The organism is Mesorhizobium waitakense, from assembly GCF_056431085.1.
In genome coordinates this window covers 1-17696 of sequence record NZ_JBWKME010000212.1, presented here as the reverse complement: position 1 = coordinate 17696, position 17696 = coordinate 1, and the positions used below count along the sequence as shown (strand labels likewise).

Annotated in this window: 22 protein-coding genes; 16 read left to right on the top strand and 6 right to left on the bottom strand. The window is 58.8% G+C overall.

All coding sequences use genetic code 11. The annotated features are described in order from the left end of the window. The first annotated feature begins 121 nt into the window (after positions 1–121). From AC07FD_RS37895 to AC07FD_RS37880, 4 genes are all read left to right on the top strand, one after another. Positions 122–319 carry a hypothetical protein gene (locus AC07FD_RS37895; protein WP_478353977.1) on the top strand — a complete coding sequence of 66 codons (198 nt, stop codon included), beginning with the start codon at positions 122–124 and terminating at the stop codon, positions 317–319. A gap of 8 nt (positions 320–327) precedes the next feature. Continuing rightward, entirely contained in the window at positions 328–1293 is a 966-nt protein-coding gene (locus AC07FD_RS37890; protein ID WP_478353976.1) for a hypothetical protein, read from the top strand. 946 nt (positions 1294–2239) lie between these two features. Next, positions 2240–2410, top strand: a complete 171-nt coding sequence (locus AC07FD_RS37885) for a hypothetical protein (protein WP_478353975.1) — start codon at positions 2240–2242, stop codon at positions 2408–2410. A 32-nt stretch (positions 2411–2442) separates the two neighbouring features. Then, entirely contained in the window at positions 2443–3546 is a 1104-nt protein-coding gene (locus AC07FD_RS37880; protein WP_478353974.1) for a Nal1-like putative serine protease, read from the top strand. Between the two features lie 266 nt (positions 3547–3812). Here AC07FD_RS37880 and AC07FD_RS37875 read toward each other — a convergent pair whose 3' ends face one another. After that, positions 3813–4769 carry an IS1595 family transposase gene (locus AC07FD_RS37875; protein ID WP_478353973.1) on the bottom strand — a complete coding sequence of 319 codons (957 nt, stop codon included), beginning with the start codon at positions 4767–4769 and terminating at the stop codon, positions 3813–3815. Between the two features lie 108 nt (positions 4770–4877). Here AC07FD_RS37875 and AC07FD_RS37870 point away from each other — a divergent pair, with 108 nt between their 5' ends. Continuing rightward, the gene (locus AC07FD_RS37870) at positions 4878–5096 is read left to right on the top strand and encodes a hypothetical protein (RefSeq protein WP_478353972.1); all 219 of its coding nucleotides are present in this window, start codon (positions 4878–4880) and stop codon (positions 5094–5096) included. A gap of 241 nt (positions 5097–5337) precedes the next feature. Then, positions 5338–5562 carry a hypothetical protein gene (locus AC07FD_RS37865; protein ID WP_478353971.1) on the top strand — a complete coding sequence of 75 codons (225 nt, stop codon included), beginning with the start codon at positions 5338–5340 and terminating at the stop codon, positions 5560–5562. A gap of 2929 nt (positions 5563–8491) precedes the next feature. Here AC07FD_RS37865 and AC07FD_RS37860 read toward each other — a convergent pair. After that, positions 8492–8716: a hypothetical protein gene (locus AC07FD_RS37860; RefSeq protein ID WP_478353970.1), complete on the bottom strand. Its 225-nt coding sequence runs from the start codon at positions 8714–8716 to the stop codon at positions 8492–8494. A gap of 632 nt (positions 8717–9348) precedes the next feature. On the opposite strand from AC07FD_RS37860, the gene AC07FD_RS37855 reads away from it, so the two are divergent. Then, positions 9349–9570, top strand: a complete 222-nt coding sequence (locus tag AC07FD_RS37855) for a hypothetical protein (RefSeq protein WP_478353969.1) — start codon at positions 9349–9351, stop codon at positions 9568–9570. Between the two features lie 50 nt (positions 9571–9620). Further along, complete coding sequence (locus AC07FD_RS37850) at positions 9621–9773, top strand: hypothetical protein (protein WP_478353968.1); 153 nt, start codon at positions 9621–9623, stop codon at positions 9771–9773. 599 nt (positions 9774–10372) lie between these two features. Here the strand turns inward: AC07FD_RS37850 and AC07FD_RS37845 are convergent. The 3 genes from AC07FD_RS37845 to AC07FD_RS37835 all read right to left on the bottom strand — a co-directional run bounded on the left by AC07FD_RS37845 (position 10373) and on the right by AC07FD_RS37835 (position 11351). Further along, a complete protein-coding gene (locus tag AC07FD_RS37845) occupies positions 10373–10633 on the bottom strand; it encodes a hypothetical protein (protein ID WP_477288202.1) in 261 nt (86 codons plus the stop codon). A gap of 146 nt (positions 10634–10779) precedes the next feature. Then, on the bottom strand, positions 10780–11007 hold the full coding sequence (locus AC07FD_RS37840) for an AMP-binding enzyme (RefSeq protein WP_478353979.1): 228 nt from the start codon (positions 11005–11007) through the stop codon (positions 10780–10782). 104 nt (positions 11008–11111) lie between these two features. Then, positions 11112–11351 carry an AMP-binding protein gene (locus AC07FD_RS37835; RefSeq protein WP_478353978.1) on the bottom strand — a complete coding sequence of 80 codons (240 nt, stop codon included), beginning with the start codon at positions 11349–11351 and terminating at the stop codon, positions 11112–11114. Between AC07FD_RS37835 and AC07FD_RS37830 the strand changes: the two genes are divergently transcribed. From AC07FD_RS37830 to AC07FD_RS37805, 6 genes are all read left to right on the top strand, one after another. Then, the gene (locus AC07FD_RS37830) at positions 11329–11706 is read left to right on the top strand and encodes a hypothetical protein (protein WP_478353980.1); all 378 of its coding nucleotides are present in this window, start codon (positions 11329–11331) and stop codon (positions 11704–11706) included. The two genes, AC07FD_RS37835 and AC07FD_RS37830, sit on opposite strands and share 23 nt — an antisense overlap. A gap of 144 nt (positions 11707–11850) precedes the next feature. Further along, entirely contained in the window at positions 11851–12114 is a 264-nt protein-coding gene (locus tag AC07FD_RS37825; protein WP_478353967.1) for a hypothetical protein, read from the top strand. Between the two features lie 594 nt (positions 12115–12708). Then, positions 12709–13992, top strand: a complete 1284-nt coding sequence (locus AC07FD_RS37820) for a tyrosine-type recombinase/integrase (RefSeq protein ID WP_478353966.1) — start codon at positions 12709–12711, stop codon at positions 13990–13992. Then, positions 13989–14612 carry a hypothetical protein gene (locus AC07FD_RS37815; protein ID WP_478353965.1) on the top strand — a complete coding sequence of 208 codons (624 nt, stop codon included), beginning with the start codon at positions 13989–13991 and terminating at the stop codon, positions 14610–14612. The genes AC07FD_RS37820 and AC07FD_RS37815 overlap by 4 nt, the downstream gene beginning before the upstream one ends. A 298-nt stretch (positions 14613–14910) precedes the next feature. After that, positions 14911–15108, top strand: a complete 198-nt coding sequence (locus AC07FD_RS37810; protein ID WP_478353964.1) for a hypothetical protein — start codon at positions 14911–14913, stop codon at positions 15106–15108. A 465-nt stretch (positions 15109–15573) separates the two neighbouring features. Further along, positions 15574–15906 carry a hypothetical protein gene (locus AC07FD_RS37805; RefSeq protein WP_478353963.1) on the top strand — a complete coding sequence of 111 codons (333 nt, stop codon included), beginning with the start codon at positions 15574–15576 and terminating at the stop codon, positions 15904–15906. 229 nt (positions 15907–16135) lie between these two features. Here AC07FD_RS37805 and AC07FD_RS37800 read toward each other — a convergent pair whose 3' ends face one another. After that, on the bottom strand, positions 16136–16327 hold the full coding sequence (locus AC07FD_RS37800) for a hypothetical protein (protein ID WP_095087789.1): 192 nt from the start codon (positions 16325–16327) through the stop codon (positions 16136–16138). 440 nt (positions 16328–16767) lie between these two features. Here AC07FD_RS37800 and AC07FD_RS37795 point away from each other — a divergent pair, with 440 nt between their 5' ends. Next, positions 16768–17118 carry a hypothetical protein gene (locus tag AC07FD_RS37795; protein ID WP_478353962.1) on the top strand — a complete coding sequence of 117 codons (351 nt, stop codon included), beginning with the start codon at positions 16768–16770 and terminating at the stop codon, positions 17116–17118. Then, positions 17036–17650 (top strand): hypothetical protein, encoded by a 615-nt coding sequence (locus AC07FD_RS37790; protein WP_478353961.1) that lies wholly within the window; start codon positions 17036–17038, stop codon positions 17648–17650. The genes AC07FD_RS37795 and AC07FD_RS37790 overlap by 83 nt, the downstream gene beginning before the upstream one ends. Positions 17651–17696: the final 46 nt, after the last annotated feature.

Here is a 17696-nt window from a genome sequence, read left to right as displayed (position 1 = left end):
CGCCACCCCGCAGATGTCCTCACTGTCAGAAGCTGCTCGCACACGCCCTCAAACCTAAACTGCCAAAGTAGTGCTAGTAAACTGATTGTCGTTAAGGAGAACGCCCAGGGGGGGCGGCGCTATGGCGACCGGACCGGCAGAGGGATTCCGTCATTCCAGCACGGCAGCTACGCCTGACCCAGAGTTTCCGATAATCATTGTTCCAATAGCGGCCATAGCCGGCGGCTTCGGGGTGATCAGTGGCTTTGCGCTGTATTTCTTCCTGCTTCACTATGTTCTCGCAGACGGCGCTTTCGACTGGGCCGAAATGGCACTCTGAGGATGGGCGTGGGCCTGCTCACCGCAGCCATAGCGGGCTTCGTCTTCGAATTGGTACGGGACGCGATCCACGACGGTGAGGGGCTGGGCTGGAAGCGGCGGGGTCTCGAAATGGCCAGTGGACTGATGCTGTTCGGCATTTTCGCCGTGGCGCTGGACTACCTGCCTGAGACGATCCACCACGCCGACAGAATCTTCTTCAGTAGCTCGGCGGAGGAAATCCTGGGCGCGACCTCCGGGCAAAAAGGGCACGGGGGCTACGCTCCGGTCTTCATCATCATATTGCTGTGGTTCGTGATCGGGGCGGCGGCCTCGGCAGCGTTGGCCGTCGCCGTCTGGTACATAGCCTCGACCAAAAGCTGGCAGGAGCGGCTGGGGTTGTCCCTCATAGGTAGCGCGGTCGGCCTGATGATCGTGATGGTGGCAGTTACCCTCTATATGATTGTGGCTCGGTTGGTTGTGTTGCCGGGTCTGATCGCTGGAGACCCCGACGGTGCCGCAAGCGCGTGGAAGGAAGTAGAAGTGCTTCCGCTGTTCCGTCATATGGCCGCATACGCCCGGTCCGCGTTCAGCGAAATGAAGGCGGGCAACCTGCTCCCCGCGCTTGGGGCCGCCCTTCCCCTGCTGGTCTGGGTTTGGGTGCTTGTGTCTGCGATCATGCGCGGTGAACACCGGTGGGTGGTCGTTGCTTTCATCATCCTGCCGCCGGCCCTGTTCATCTTTGCCCCCGTTGCCGTCCAGATCCTCGCGGTGCTCGCAACAACTGCAGTTATCTGGTTTGCACCATTACTAGCGCTCGGTCTGGTGCTCCCTTTCCTGAAGAGAGCTTCGTCCGCACACAGTGTCCATGGAGCGAATAGTGCATCAAGTGATCCGACAGCCATGGCTCAAGTGGCTGTTCGACTCTCCCAGGGACAGTCAGCAATCGGGAGCACCCGGTCGTCAGTTGTCAGCCAAAGAGAAGAGCGACCTTGACACAGCCCTGTCGGAGTATGCACGCCGTGAGATGCGCAACACGCTGACCCAAGAGACCCCAGAGACGACGGATCACGCTCTTTGGGGTCTCTGGGGTCAGCGGGGCGTACCCGGTCCTCAGTTGTCCCCAGAGGTTCTCAAAAGTCTCAGTCAGGAGCTGGCCCGTCGGGAGCTGGACGAGGCGGCTGCGCGGCGCAAGGAGCAGGAAGCAGACTGGGCCGATGAGACCTCGCCTGCGCCGGCCGTAGAAGCGCAGGGCGAGGGCACTGACCCGAAAGGCGGCCGAGGCGCGGTGATGTTCGAGCCTGTCGTGATGGGAGCGTATGGATTCTGGACCGTGCTCGGCGCGCTCGCGGCATGGTCTATTTCCGACAAGCGCCGTTCGGGCCGGCCGCGGCGTCGGGCTAGGAGGGCGCTGCGGGCATTGGCTGATGATTCAGGCCAATCCTCGATGCGATTGCGCCTATGAGCCTGGCCTGCCCGTTCGCCACTTGCCGGCGCCATCGAGATCAGGAATATAATCCTAATTATATACGTGACAAAGTATGGCCGATTCGATAGAAAAACTGGGGCAGGCCGGCCAAAAACTCAACAGGGGACAATTTGTCCCGCCCATGCGTAAACTTGTTTACGGTTTCTAGCCAATGTGGCTAACTGCCAAATCAGTGGAGGCGGTGGGGTTCGAACCCACTAGACCCAAGGTCGGAAGCCCGGACTAGCACCAAGCCGCCCCACTACGACTTCCCCGGATGGCTCGGGGAAGAAGGCACCCGTAGCGGGGTGCGCCATCCAGCGACGCCCGGTGGGGCGGGGTGTGAGAAGCTTTGCGGGCCGACTCACCCCCTCCATCGCGCTGGAGGGGGAATTGATCCTTATTTCGCGACTCGCTGACAAGAGTCCTAGGAGTGATTCCTGCGTGTTCACGGGCTTTCTGGGGATAAGTGGCATGGCCGGTGGAAAACCCGACAAGGATTCCGACGAAAAGCGCTTCAACGAGACCGTGAAGAGGATGCTGGTGACGCCGCCTAAGCCCCACGAGAATCGATCTGACCGGCCCGCCGAAAAAGCCCGGAAGCCTAACCATACAAAGGGACTAGCAAAGAAAACCGAACCGTAGCATGGTGCAAGCAATTCTTGGGGGGATTGCAAATGCAGCCATCGGTAGCAGCACGTATTTTCTATGAATGGGCATCGGCAGAAGGTCTGATCCCAGAAAAACCTCAACCCGTGCGGCAAAGTACAGATGCTGAGTTCGCGTTGATTGCACCAAAAACGGCGCTCGGCATTGCCGTGTTGCGCAGCAAACAAATCGAAGCAGTGTCGTTTGACGCGTCCAGTCAAAGCATCTCCGTTTTTACGAAACGGGTTGCGCCAAGAACCAAAAGGCAGTTGGCTTTACTGCCAGACCGGGTTGATGACGTAGCGGTAAAATATCGTCAGGGCGTACAGGAGCCGATAGGCTCGGTGCCGAATCCACCCCATGGCGGTCCGACCTACGTTGTAAGAGCGGGAGCTGGCGGCAACCGTTTTGCTTGCGGCAGTTCCATATCTGTCGGGAACAATCGAGAAGCGGGAACGATGGGTTGCCTAGTACGCGACGCGGCGGGGGTCACCTATGGGCTGACTAACAACCACGTGAGTGGTGGCTGCAACTTTGCTGGGATTGGTTTGCCTATCGTCGCCCCCGGCATCTTCGACGTCGTGCCCAACGGTCTCAACCCATTCACTTTGGGACTGCATGTGCGCTCACTGACAATGGTGCCAGGATCGGCTGACAATGTTGATCCGAAGCTTAACAGCGACGCCGCGATTTTTCGCCTCCTTGATCTAGGGAATGTGACATCCTATCAGGGAAACTCATACGATACGCCGGGCGCTGTCGGCGCTGTCGTGGCGGGAATGGAAGTGGAAAAGGTTGGTCGCACAACCGGCGCCACAAAAGGGCGCGTCGTCGGGCAGATGCATGGACCTCACGGCATTCGCTACGCCGCCCCCTTATACACATTTTCCGGTGACGTCTTTTTTGAGCCCGTTTTTGTGATTACCGGAATTACGGACACTTTTTCCGACCAAGGGGATTCCGGCTCTTTGATTACGTCCGTCGATCCCAATGGGCAACGAATTGCGGTTGGCATCGTTGTAGGAGGAATGAATGATGGAAGTGCACCGGGACAGAAGTCAACGATTGCTTTACCAATTGCGCCAATCTTAGCGGCATTAGGGGTAACGTTGGTTTCCGGCCACAACATATGACAGCGCGATTAGAACGAGCCGCATCAAAGTTGCATAGGTCGATCAAGGCACCCCCCGGCTCGATCAATACGCTCGCTTGCCCCCATGCCGCCGGTCAAAAAAAAGGCTGCATCAGGGTCTTGGTTGACCCTATGTATTGGCAATACGCCAATGGCATTCCCCAAAGCTTCGATGGATATCGAGTGATAATAGAACGTCGTCAGCCGTCAATCGCCTATCATTGACCGGCCTTTTTTCGCCATCGCATAAACTTTCTCGCCCTCTGCTTAGGCGTGACCGGCTTCACCAATCCGCCGATAGGTCAGGCGCTTGCCCTCGATCATTGCAAGCAACTGGTCGTGGCGTTCGGTATCGGTGACCTTAAGCGCGGTGCGGCGATTGTAGCGGAAATCGAACTCGGCAAGGTAGCGGTGAAGATGAGCCTCGCCGCAATGCTGATAGACGCCGACCATGCCACGCTTGAAGACTGAGAACACGTTCTCAATGGTGTTGGTGTGGACGATGCGGTCGGCCTCGTAGCGGACGTATTCGCCGCCAGTATGCTTGACGGTAGCGTGGCTTGCGAACTCTTCGCCGGTGAACGTGTAGAAGTTGGACTCGTCGGTCATGAGCGTCGATTTGCGGTCGGCATTGCGGACCAGCACGTCGCGCACAGACGCCTTCGTAGCGCGCTCGACATGGAAGGAACGAACTTTGCCGCCGCGCTCTACCAGCGCCACTATGGAGCGCTTGGACGAGTTAGAAGGCTTGCCGCGAATGGTGCGCTTCTTGATCGTGTCTTTCGGGCCAAAATAGGTTTCGTCGGCCTCGACAATCTTGCCCTCGCCGCCAAGCGGGCCGGACGACTTCACGTCTTCCTTCATGGCTTCGCGGATGCGATGAGCCATGAACCACGCGGTCTTGTAGGTGACGCCGAGCATACGATGCAGCTGGTGAGCGCTCATACCCTTCTTGGACGAAGCCATGAGGAACGTCGCCAGAAGCCACTTGTTCAAGGCGATCTTGGAGCGCTCGAACACGGTGCCGACAGTGACGGTGAACTGCTCACGGCATTCCATGCAGTTGTACAGGCCGGGACGGTGCGCCTTGCCTTCCATCTTGGTGATACGGTCGGGATTGGCATTGCCGCAATGCGGGCAGTTAGGGCCATGCGGCCAACGCTGCGCTTCCAAATGGATGCGGGCTGCGTCGGCGTCTTGGAAGATTGGGCTGTCGAGTTTCATGGCTAAAGTGCTCCCTGCCATCTTTCTAGCAGAATCAGCATACTTTGTCACGTATATAATTAGGAATATAATCCTTCGTTGCGGCGCCCCCTTCAACGGAGATCGCCAATGTCCACGACACTCGCTGACACCCTGGCTGCTCGCGAAACGATGTACGTCAATTGCGAACACCCAATGTGCTGCAAGTCGAGCAAGCTCGATGTCCAGGCGCTGATCGACAGGCTCGGCGCTGATCACGGCTCCATGCATTGGGACTTGGTCGGGCTGCTCGGATTGCAAGGCTGCGGGCCGCGACCGCCGGCCGGTGTTTTTCACCGTGGTTCCTGACTACGAAGGTATCCACTCGCAGCGCAACCGCGACTGGAAACCGACTTTCGGGACGCCTGGGGCGTAATGAGCCGCCAGGGAGCGGTCGGCGGCTCGTCAAGCGTTAGCTAATATAGATGAGCCCGCGTCATCCAATCGAGGGATGGCGCGACTTACCCCGCTGCTCCACTTGATGGCAAGGCAAAGGGCGGCAATCCGGTTTTGCTGCCCAAGGGGCCTGCTAGCTCTAGGGGGGCTAAATATGAGCAATACGACTCTCATTGCTATCGCTATCCTCGCGATCAGCATCGGCCATGCCGATGCCAAGGACCGTAAGGTGAAGCTGCCGGTTTGCACCGCGTCAAACCACCTCTTCGAAGTCCTGGGTGACAAATGTTTTCTCGTCAAAGGTTCGATGATCTATGGCGACGTCGCCGGTCTTTCCCAGATAATCACCTGGGCTGGGGGTGGATCTGGCGGTCTGTGAGGTGCGCCCTTAGGTGCCATCGACAGGGACAGGCTATAAAAAAGCCTATGCCGCAATGACCGGTGCGCTCACAACCTATGCACCCTCGCGCCGGCCATTTCTTTTTTGCGTCTAGCGCTACAGTCGCGTGAATTCGGCAAGCCCCAGACGTATCCGCTGGCCCTCTGCGTAGGCGAGAGCGAAAGATTCCAGTTCGAATGATCTGGTTAGTTCCTGGTCCTCTTCGACCACGCGGACGAACCATTCTCCGCAGGCTTCGACCACTTCAACGCAGGGGCAAACCTTGCCGTTCAACGTCACGTTATCAATCGCAGCCTCCCTAGAAAGCAGTGGGGAACGTCGATTTTTATAACGCTCGACCGAGCCGGTTTTCAATATCAAATGTGGTTGCAATGGCCGACCGGTGCGGCCAACTCGGCGCCCTGTTTTTTACACTGAACAAACCAAAAGGGCGCCGAGCCTTTACCGGCGGCGCTTTGAGGGAAGCGGCGCCGAGAAGTGAGCATGGCGCTCTCGCTAGAGTTGTCGGAATACAACCTTTAGGATGATGGCCGCTGCTGCCCTACATCCTGATCGAGACATACGACAAAAGGTAAATGATCGCGATGGTCGCCGTAGCGAGTACGACCCATACGCCCATGCTGCTCATGCTTCCTCACTTTCCGCCGGCGCACCGTTGGGCAGGATGTTGGGATGGAGGACGCCGGCCCAGGCGGAAAAGGTACTACAAGCACAAGCTAATATAATCGAGATGCAGACGGCTATGGTGTGATCGCGGAACCCTTGGCGTAAGCGCTCCCGTCGGTCTCGCTTTCCTCATCAATCCCGAGCACCTTCCTAAGCGCTTGATGACGGTGCATCGCATCGCCGTCCTGATAGCAGCCTAATCCTCCAAGAACGCCCGCCGCTTGCCGCAGGCGCTGAACAACCGCGACTGGAAACCGACTCTCGCTTAGCTCATTACGATTTGGGTCTTTAGGGCCGGCAAGCCAAGGACTTCAGTCTCAATTGCGTGATTGCTAATGTAATATAGACTTATCACCAGCGGGGGCTTTTCTCGCGATGGCCGGTGCTCGCTTACAACCCCTCGTCGTCTGCACCGGCCATTCCTTCGCGAGGCGACTAGCGGCCCAGCGGCCAAGGGCGGGGGGCTGGGGTTTGACCACCGGGCCTAACCGGCGCGGGGTTGGGGCTCGCCGGCTGGCGAATTATACGCCGTTCCCGCTTAGTCGACCATGTCTCGCAGCGACTTCTTGCATGTCGGAGGGGTCCCCCTTAGACGATCGCGAAGGCAACGACGAGCGGGAGCAGCCTGAAAACTGAGTGTTGGTGGTTTCTGGAGAGTCTCCAGAAGCCCTTTAGACCCTAAGAGGTTTGGACCGCTGCCTCTGGTGGCGGGCTTTTTCCCTGGTTCACTTTGAGCCGGTACTAAGTACGGTGTACGACGACGTTGTCACCGCCCCGGAACCGTTACCACGCGTGACGCGCACTGTGGCAGGTCGGCTCTTTACAGGGGCAGGGGTTGCGGTCGAAGCGACTATCCCGATCACGTCTGTGGCGCTGGCGTAGAATAGCTCGCCATTCGGCGAGACGCCCCATCTCGCGATATCATTCTCATCTCTGATCACCTGGCAACGCCCAACCGTTTTTTGACCAGCGTGCGGAACTCTCGAAATGTGCTCAGCCAGCGCTTCTTCGCATTGGGATGTGGTCGAAAAGATCATGGGCTTTGCTGCCGGCGCTCGGCATAGCATCAAATCGGGACTGCACGACAACAGCACCATAATGGCAGACGTTACCGTATCCATCGCCCTTCGCCTCCGCCACGCAATATAGCCTCAATGCTGAGACTGCGGAATGGTTCAAACGATCGAGCCCGCTGCCTTACGGTGGCGGGCCAGGACCAAACTTCACAAGCAGCTTTCAGAGGCTGAAATCGAGCGCTTTCCGGTGGAGGCGGAACGGCTGCATAAGAGCATCGTCCAGCCGCTTCTATCGCCTAGCAGCGACCATTGCCGGGCGCTCCAGCGCACTACGAAGCGCTATTGAAGACGGTCGAGGACATCAACGGCAAGGATGCGCACTTCATTCAATGGTTTGGGACCGGACCGGTCTCCTACGGCAGGGTAGCACGAGGTTGGGACTTCAGTCTCAGTTGAGCTATCGCTAATATACCTATAGCTTAGGCAGTGCGGGGACAACCCGAAAACCTAATCCCGCAATGGCCGGTGCGGCTCGCTTACAACCCCAAGCACCCCGCCGGCCATTTCTTTTGCGTCTGGATGGCGCGGACTGCCAAAGCTGGATCGCGCGGGGACATATGCGCAGGTCAGTCAAGATTCTCGTGCCGGTCTTGGCCGTCGTTGCGACTGAGGCCATGGCTCACGAATGGTATACGGGGAAGAAGGACCCAGTCACTGGCTTCGACTGCTGCGCAGGGTCAGAGTGCGCACCGATCCCGGAATCTCAAGTCAGAGAAATGCCGGGCGGCTATATCTATCTTCCCACTGGCGAGTTCATCCCGCTTCGTCGCGTGCAACATAGCCATGATCGGCAGTACCACCGCTGCATCTATGACTCGGAATTTCTCAACCTGGATCAGGGAAGTTTCAGGAAGGGCGACACACGCTGTTTCTTTGCGCCGCATACCGAGATCGGCGCTGCGTATTAAAGCGGCCCGGCATCCGGCAGCAGCGGGAGGCCAGGGACAGCGCGGGGCCTGACCTGCGCGGGAAAAAGTTCTGGATCTGCTCTGGATCGCCCGCGACATGGCAGAGCAATTGGCAGTTAATGCTGCGGCTTGCCATCAAAAGGTGATGGCGGAGGCTAAACGCTCATACCGACAGGAAGAGGCAGATACCGCCGCCTGATCATTTCGCGAGCGAAACGATGGCCCGCTCCCCAAGTGGCGGGCTCTTTTGTCGGAAGGTTATTTCTTGGCCCTTAATCGCTGCACCATCACGGTGGAGACTTGCCCCACCGGGATTCCGATGCCTCCTGCGATGGGCATGTAGATGTGTCTATTCCAGCCTTCTGCCTTGCAGAACTTTACAAGCAAGATAGCCAAGGGAAGACCCACCAGAACAATGCCAAGAGCCTGCCAACGTCTCTTTCTGAGGCGCTCAATATGCGCGGACGTTTCGTCGGTCGCCACCCTCAACCCCTCCCATGTCGCACGGACCTGCCGATAGTTGCAGGAATGACCTGGCACCGCAATTGGCACCGGGCGGGTGGGGCAGGGAGAGTAGGAAGTCAGGCCGCGGCTGCTTAACGTAGCCGGGCGTCTTCACTTCTTGGTTGCGTTAGGCCCGCCCAATTGCCCTGAATTCCACATCTCACTCATGGTTTTCTGTATGGCGGTCGAACGCCTGTCCTTTGCTTCCTTGGTTCGGGTAGCATCCATCTTTCCCAGCATCTCCAAGGCAGCCGTAGCGGTCTTGTTGAGATGGGCTTCAGTGTGGTTTCGGTCGGTTGCTCATGTAATCCACGGCCACGACCGCGACGAACGCCAAAACGACGATGGCTGTTCCACCTACCCAAATAACAGACATTTCGACTCCCCCCGCGCGACTATCCTACGGCCGAGAAGCCATGGTCGCAACGGTGGGTCTTTAGGGCCAGTAAACGAGGGACTTCAGTCTTAATTGCGCGACTTCTAATATAATATAGATTTATCAGCGTTGGGGGCTTTTCCCGCCAAGGTGGCCGGTGCGGCTTCGCTTCCCCAAGCATCCTCTGCGCCGGCCATTCCTTTGCGAGGCTACTAGCGCCCAGCGGGAGGGTGCCATGCGAGATTTGCCCATCGACATCGATGCAGATGCCGTGATTGCAGTCGGCCGGTATCTTGATGATCACGCGAAGACCACCGCAGTTTCGATATCTGAAGCGCTCCGTGTAATCAGGCGCGGCGTCAACAAATCGAGCGTCGGCGATATGTGGCTGGAGGAGCTGATTATAGAAAGCGCCGCAGCCAGAAAGCTTGCCATCTTGTTGGACAACCACAACTAAGGCGCGATCCGGCTTGCTTTCGTACACAGTGCGTGGGCTACATTTTAGCGATGCCTGATAAGCCTGTAACAACCTATCTGGTCAGCGTGTTCGAGAAGCCGCACTGGCGCACGGCGCTAACCACCAAGGACAAAGACAAGGCCTTGGCCATGGCGAAGGAGATCGGCGACAAGGTACGGATCGAGGAGAACGAAGGGTGCTGACCGCGATAAAATTAGCCGTGCAAACGATAGATTATGAAGCGCGAAGATCCGCAATGCGTGATCGGGAACTACGCCTGACTAGATGCGTTGCATGGAAACGCCTGCTCTTCCTGCAGGCGAGAGCGGGAGGTTTGTATGGATCGGCGATCCTTCTTGACAGCAATGTTTGGCATTGCAGGGGCAGCGGCATTTGCAAGCGCAGTTCGGCCTATCGACGCAGTGGCCGGCGTTCCAGGCGCCAGAAGCGGCATTCTCGATGAACTCGAGGCGCCAGAGACCGAGACCTTCGACAACGACGGTACCCCGGCAGAAGTGGATCGGGTCCACTACCCCCGCCGAGGTTGGAGAAGGGTCTGCCGTAGCTATTGGCGACATGGTCGTTGGCGCGTTCGATGCAACCGCAGGAGTGCTTGGGGGTATTATCCCCGTGGATACTAGCGAGTGGGCTCCGCCCGAATTAGTCCCGGATTGGAAAGCCCGCCACGGGAGCGACCTGCGGCGGGCTTGGAGTGACTACAGAAGCGCTGAGCGGATTTTCACCGGGGCGGCGCCAGCGAGCATCGAGGCGGTGATCGCGGCGATGTAGATCGGAACCACGCCTACATCTTGGTCTTCAGGCTGGGCGCGCTCGGCTTCATGTTGTCCCGCATCATGTCCACGAAGGCGCAAGCTCCCTTGGTGAACTGCGAATCCACGCCCACGCCGAGATTCATATCTTCCTTTGTCATCGCGAATACCGCATCGAGTAGTTGATCGTTCAAGACCCCACGGTGCGTTAGGATAAGAAAAAGCGATCGGATAAGAGCTGTGTTAGCAATTAATATTTCTGGCGTTGTGTACTCGTGAGATTTTGAGATCATTTTGCCCCTCCACTTTCCCCAAGGCCAACATCGCGCCAGTCGAGCGCAAACGCAAGCAGGCTCCCCGAAGGGAGTAGCGCTTAGGGCTCCCTCTGATGCCTACCCTGTTGATGCTTCCGATTTCAGAAGGCGCTCCGCCAACTTCTTCAACACCACCCGATCAACCTTATCCGTGGCGCTGAGGGGCATCTCACGCAGCAAAAAAAAGCTCTCCGGTGCCTTATAGCCAACGCTGGCGCGAGCGAAATGATAAGCTCCTGCGGGGCTGGCTGCGCGGCGCCTGGCTTGAAAGTTACGAACGCGTGGACATTTTCGCCATGGACGGTGTCAGGGATCCCGACAACTCCGGCGATTGCCACTGCGGGATGCCGCATAAGGGCTTCCTCAACGTCCTGCGGGCTGATGTTCGAGCCATCGTGTACGATGATCTGTTTTCGCCGCCCGCAGAACCAAAGGTATCCGTCCTCGTCTATCTTCATCACATCGCCGGTGTCCAGCCAGCCATCCCTGATGGTGGCACGCGTGCATCTGCATCACCCCAATAGCCGACCATGTTGCAAGGCGAATCGATCCAAAGGCGCCCCTGAGCGCCGGGAGGCAGTTCATTGCCGTTATCGTCGCGGATGGATATCTGGTAGCCGACAATCTGACGCCCGATCGAACCCGCTTTGTTGAGCCCGTCAGGAGGGTTGATCGTGGCAACTCCAATTTCAGACATGCCGTACAGCTCATTGACGGACAAGCCGCTGACCAACTGGCTGAAGGCCAAGAGCTACGCAGTTGAAGAGTTCGATCTGCTCGGTGTCGAGCGGGAGCCAGGCAAGCCAGCATTCGCTCTCATGGCAGAGCGAGGCACAGAGCGTTATGTCGGCTCGGCATTCATCACGTTGAACCGGGGGATGCGCGAAAGGCTCTGGAAGCGTGTCCAGGACCACGCAGGGGCTGCTCCTAAGGGCATGAAGCGACCGGCGACGCAATGGGTCAAGCCGGGGCTCGTAGGGCGCGTGAAGCACTTGCGCGGCGAGGAGGATTTGCGCCATGCCTCGCTGCAGGATTTTCGTGAGGAGAATTAGTTCCTGAGGACTTTTCAGCTTTTTGCCGTCCCCCCGCTAGGTGCCTTGCGGCGCGAGGCCACTCTTTGCCCGGAACCTGTCTGCCGTCTTGCTCGTTTCACTCATGCGAACGGGGCTTGGAAGCTTGCAGAGAGGAGGACGCAAATGACTGTCATCCTCGTCGGCGCGTTGCTTATCGTCGCCGGTGTTGTCTACATGGCGTGCGCGGCACTTGCACGCGGCAGGCTCAGCCAGTTCGCGCCGCTCGGAACACCCGCCCAAAGGTCGGGCTCTACGCTCGCAACACCAGGCCCGACGCTTGAGCCGCGCCGGCGTGGGCTCGGCTTCCTCGGCCTTTCACGCAACTGGCCGGGCCTGCTGATGATGGGCGCCGGGGCCATCCTTATGTTGTCCGCGGCGGTGCTTTAACGTTGTCCGTCGCGCGGATGGTTCCGGTCAGCCTCGCGGCGGGCAGGAGGAGATTAAATAATGCCAACCAAGATCAAAGAACCACCTCCGAAACCCGACAAGAAGCCGCCTCTTCGCCGTCCCGACAAGGATGCGTCGCCAGAGCCTGAACATATCGATCCGCCCCCGCGAGACGTGCGAGAGGCACCAGCACCAAATCCAAACGGCGATAAGAAATCCTAAGGGCCGATAAGCGATGAGCGGTATCTGAGTAGCCCGACCGTACCAGCCATGGTCGCCCTGGCGGGTTTTGGCCCGCGTGCCTATTGCCTGCCAGAACCGAAAAAGGCCGCAAGCAAGCATTTCGCTAAGCGCTTGAAAAGATTTGGCTCCCCGGGCCGGATTCGAACCAGCGACCAACCGGTTAACAGAGGCTTGCCGTTACATCTTCCTGCGATGCCATGCGACAGCCTGAAACGGCCAAACCCCTTACTACGCAAGGCATTCATCGGTGCACATTGTTGCGGCTTGTCGCATCGTGTATCGACAAAGCGCATGTATTGGCGTACCTATTGGCGTACCTAAATCAAACCGGTTTCTCGCTGGGCGCCAAAAATGCCGAAAATCGAACTCACTGACAAGTTCTGCCAGACGGCTAAGCCGGTGGACGGAAAACAGACCGACTATTTCGACACAGTGGTCAAGGGATTGAGCCTGCGGGCGTCGCCGGCTGGTACGAGGGCTTTCTATCTGAACTACACGCGACCGGGCGATGGCAAGCGAGCCCGTATGAAGATTGGGCGGTATGGCGAAGGCGACCCAAAACTGACGCTAGGCAAGGCGCGGGAGAAGGCGAGGGAAGGGCGCGGCGGCATCGGCGATGGCCACGATCCGCTCGTCGAGAAACGTGCGCTGGCGGCCTCGCAGACGGTCGCCGACCTCATAGACAACTACGTCGCCCGCCACGCCTCGACCAAGCGCTCCGGCAACGAGATTGCCCGGCGCCTCCGCAAGAACATTTCAGACGTCATCGGTACGATCAAGCTGGCCGACCTCCACCGCCGCGACCTGACCCGCTGCATTGATGTTGTGAAGGACAGGGGCGCGCACGTCGAGGCAAACCGCATATTCGAGGACATGCGAGCCATGGTGCGTTGGGCGCGGGGGCGCGGCGACCTCGACGAGAACCTTGTGGAGGGCATGAGGCGACCGACTGAGACGGCCGAGCGCGACCGTGTTCTGTCTGCCGACGAAATCAAGACCATGTGGGCAGCGCTGCCCGAGGCCGACATGCGGGAATCAACGCGGCGCATTCTTCGCCTTTGCCTTGTCACTGCGCAGCGTGTGGGCGAGGTCGCCGGCATGGTCCGCGACGAGATCGATCTCGACCGGCGCCTTTGGACGATCCCGGTGGCCCGCGCCAAGAACAAGCGCGAACATTCTGTGCCGCTGTCCGACATGGCCGTCGCCATCCTCCGCGAACAGATTGCAGCGGTCGACGCGCTGGACGAGCGGAAAGACAGGAAACCGACGTCATTCATTTTCCCCGGACCCGGAAGCCGTGCCGCCGTCACCGGGGCGTCGATCCCGAAGGCTGTGAAGCGCGAGGAAGTGGTCAAGCGCGGGGCGGCGACAATCATGGGGATTGCGCCTTGGACACCGCACGACCTTCGCCGATCAGCGGCTACCCACATGGAGGAGATCGGCATTTCGCCTTTTATCATCGGTCATGTGCTGAACCATGTGTCGGCGACGAAGGCCAGCATCACCAGTCGCGTCTATGCCCGATATGACTATGCGAAGGAAAAGCGCGAGGCCCTGGAGCTATGGGCCGAGCGATTGGCCGGCATCATCAAAGGCGGCGCCGATATTGTTGCTTTGAAAGGTGCCAAGGCATGACAACGAAAACCTTCACGGTAATGGGCAAGGCCGACCCGCGCGAACTGAAACTGGAAGAAAGCGTCGACAGGCCAACCGTCGCGCGGATGAAAGAAATTCTCACTGCAGCGGGAGCTACCGACACCGAGAACCTATGGTTCTGGCTTCAAACAGAAGTGGCGCTGCCGTTCAGGGTCTTGCGGGCAAATCGAGAGGCGAACAAACGAGGCCGAGGTCGCAAGCTCAGCAAGGAAATCGACGATGGTCTCTTCGCATTGCGGAAAGTCCGCTCTATCTTTTCCGACTGGCCGACCTCCGATGCTGCCACGGTACTTGCGGCGGTTGATGAGAGGATCCAGTCATATGAGCGACTTCGGGACGATTGGCTCTCTCTGCCCAATTTCCGCGAGAGAGAAGATATCAGAGCGGCGGTCGGCGCGCTGCTGACCGTCTTTGCCAAAAACGCCGGTAAAGATGTTTCAGCACTTCACGCTGGCGCTCGCGACATGCCGAATCCGCTGTGTCGGTTTGTCCTGGAAGGCTTGGCCAGCGTCGGCCAGCGATTGGGCCAAAATGCCGTCTACGGCTACGTGAAAGCAGCGCTTCAACGGTCGTCGCGGACAAAGGTTTTCGCCGACTAGAAAAACCCGGTTACTATTTTCGGCTTTGCCAACCGCCGATGTTCCTCGCGTCAACACGAAACGCGAGGAATAGAAATGCAGCAATCTGCACTTTCCGATCTGGTCGACGAGCCTGCCGCGTGCAGAGTGCTCGGAGGCGAAAATAGTCCGATACACCGCTCGACCCTTTGGCGCGGTGTGAATGCCGGGCATACCCGAAGCCTATCAAGGTCGGCCCTGGCACGAACCGCTGGCGTTTGGGTGAACTCACCGCTGTTGTGGATCGCGCTGCTGCCGCTCGCAATGAAGAGGCCGCCTGATGGAACAGGTCGACCTTCAGCCAGACGAAGCCGTGGAAGCCGCCGCGCGTTACCTTGCCAGCCCGCAAGATCACACCGGCCGCGCCATCGTTCCTGAGATCAAAACCCGCTTCGGCGTGACGACCCTTCAGGCCATCGATGCAATCCGCCTAGCACAAAAACTCCGGACGGCGGGAGGCGCGAATGCGATCTCCTGAAACGGAAAGACCGGCTCCTGGCAGGGAACCGGCCTCCAATTTCCAAAGTGCAGACGCTCCCAATATTAACCAGAAACGAGATAATTCTCAAGCGCAACCATCGGCGGCTTCAAGATGGAAACTCGCCAATCCTAAGGCCATCTGGGCGCAGCAAGCCCTTCGTAGTGCTGTCAAGCGTGGCCTTATCCTGCAGCTCCCCTGCAAGGTCTGCGGCGCCCTCGATGCCGAGGCTCATCACCCTGATTACGATCGGCCGATGGATGTCGATTGGCTCTGCCGTCTTCACCATCGGCGCGAGCATGTGCGAATGAAGTGCGAGGGCGCTCCATGAGCCGGGAGTTCAGCAAGATCAGCCCGAAGGTCTGGCGGTCTCGCCGCTTTCGGGCTCTCCCTTCCGACGACGCCCGTTACCTCTTGATGTTCATGTTCACATGCGAACACCAGACAAGCGCGGGCTGTTTCAGGATGCCAGATCAATACGGCGCCGCCGACTTGGTTTGGCCGATCGACCGCATGCAGAAGGCGCGGCAAGAACTGGTCGACGGCGGGTTGCTCGCCTTCGATCCGGTCACCGATGAGTATTTCGTCCCGGGCTGGTACAGCCACAACAAGCCCATGAACGCCAACCATCAGAAGGCAATCGTGAGGCTGGTTTCCGAACTGGAAAGCGATCACGTCCGTGAGGTTGCCGAGGCTGAACTGCAGCCCGCGCTGCTCCCCAGCACTGTTGAAACGTTGAACGCGGGAGGTTCGCGCCTGACGGGGACGAACTTCATGACAAGGCGGTCTGCGTCATGAAAGGGAACCGTTCCCGAACAGTTGCCGAACAGTTTCTTACTACAGAGACTGAGACTGAGACAGTTACACGAGACGGAGAAGAGACCGTTACCGAGACTTTTTACCGAAAAGGAGATTTAGACCGTCAATCGCGAAAATTCGCGCTCGTCACCAGCGCCGCAAAGGGGCTTGGGAGGAAAGAGGCGCCAAGACCGAACGTAGGCGCCCTTCCTGTCGAGGTGGCGAACAACTATGCCCTTGCATCAGGGACAGGCTGATGCGCGGCTTCGACCAAAACGGCTGCAGCTTCCTCGACCTGATTGGCCATGCGGTCGACCTTGTCGAAACGCCTCAGCACCCGCCTATGCAACGCCTCCAGCCGTGCGGCATGGTACAGCGCACTTCGCTTTTGGCCCTGTCCGTCAAGCAGTTCAAACAGCATGGCGCCGGCTCCTCACTGAAGGCGTTCAACCATAGTGCCGCATCCTCACGGTTTGCGATCCCTTCAAAAGGAGAACCTCCGCTAACCGGGAATAGTTCCTGCGACGTATTGGCTAGTCGGGAGCCGAGCATGGCCAGGGTGGCATGGGGTCTAAGGTCATGGCCGAGGTCGGGGGCTGGACCGCTCCGGGGCTTCGTTCGCACTGGAAAGAAATTTGGGAAGGGGGGTTGTCGCAAAAATAGGCAGCAAACCCATATCTCTCAAGGCGTTGAGCTCTTTCCGAACCGTGCATTTTCGGTGCTGGACCGGCTACCGGGTCTGACCCTTCAATCCGGATTACCCCTTGGGACCGCTTCGGGAGTTAGTTGCGCTAAACCGTTACAAAAACCCTTTTTCTTGGCGCCCGAATTGTTTTCGCGTGGGTTCGGCCAGGTGTCGCCATGACGAAGCGCATCGGCCCGACCATCCTTCCATCGCCGATCAGCTACACGTTGACGAGCGGCGCCGACCCGCTTGAATTCGCCGCGGTGCTCGACGCTCTGGCAGAGCGCACCAAGCGGCCCGAATGGCGCCAGGCTGCTGCGGGGATACGGAAGAAGAACCGACGTCCGCGCCTGCCGAAGGATCCGCCCGAACTCTTCGACGAACTCTGCCGGCTGGTCACCAATGGGGTGGAATTGGGACCAGCCGCACGAGCCTGCGCGGCAAATGCTGCGACGGCTGCTGAAGCCTACAACATGGAAAAAAGGCTCGCTCGTCGTCACCGCAAACTATTTGGGACGCGAAATTAAACGTCCCCGAATCCTTATTTCGATCGACGCCAAAATCCGGCATAAACTCGGAATGGCGAAATCAAGAAGCTCCACCGCAGCACCCGGATCGCTCGCACTGCTCAACGAGCGGACCGCCGAGATCCGCGACCATCGGCGCGATGTGCTTGCCCAAATCATCGAGGCGGAGAAGGCCGGCACCCGAGCGAACTTCGACGCGGACAAGGCAAACATCCGCGAAGCCGCTCTCGGGCTGCTCAACGGCGCCGCCGCGCCGCACATCAACCCCGGAACCGATCCGGCAGCCGCGCTCAACGCGCTGCGCGTCGAGCTGATCGTCATCGATGAGGCTCTGACCGTCTCCGGCGATCTGCAGCGCTCACTGACAATCAAGGAAGGCGCGGCGAGATACGCTGAGATGCGCGACGATTGGCAAGCCGCGATGAACCAGATCGCCTTGTGCCTGATCGGCCTCGAACGGGCGCTCCAGGCTCGGGACGCTCTAAGGGCTGTTGATATTCATCTGGAGCTTATGATGGCGGCGGCGAGGTGAATGAACGCGGCAAAGCTCTTGTCGGTTTTGTCGGCACGCATGGCGA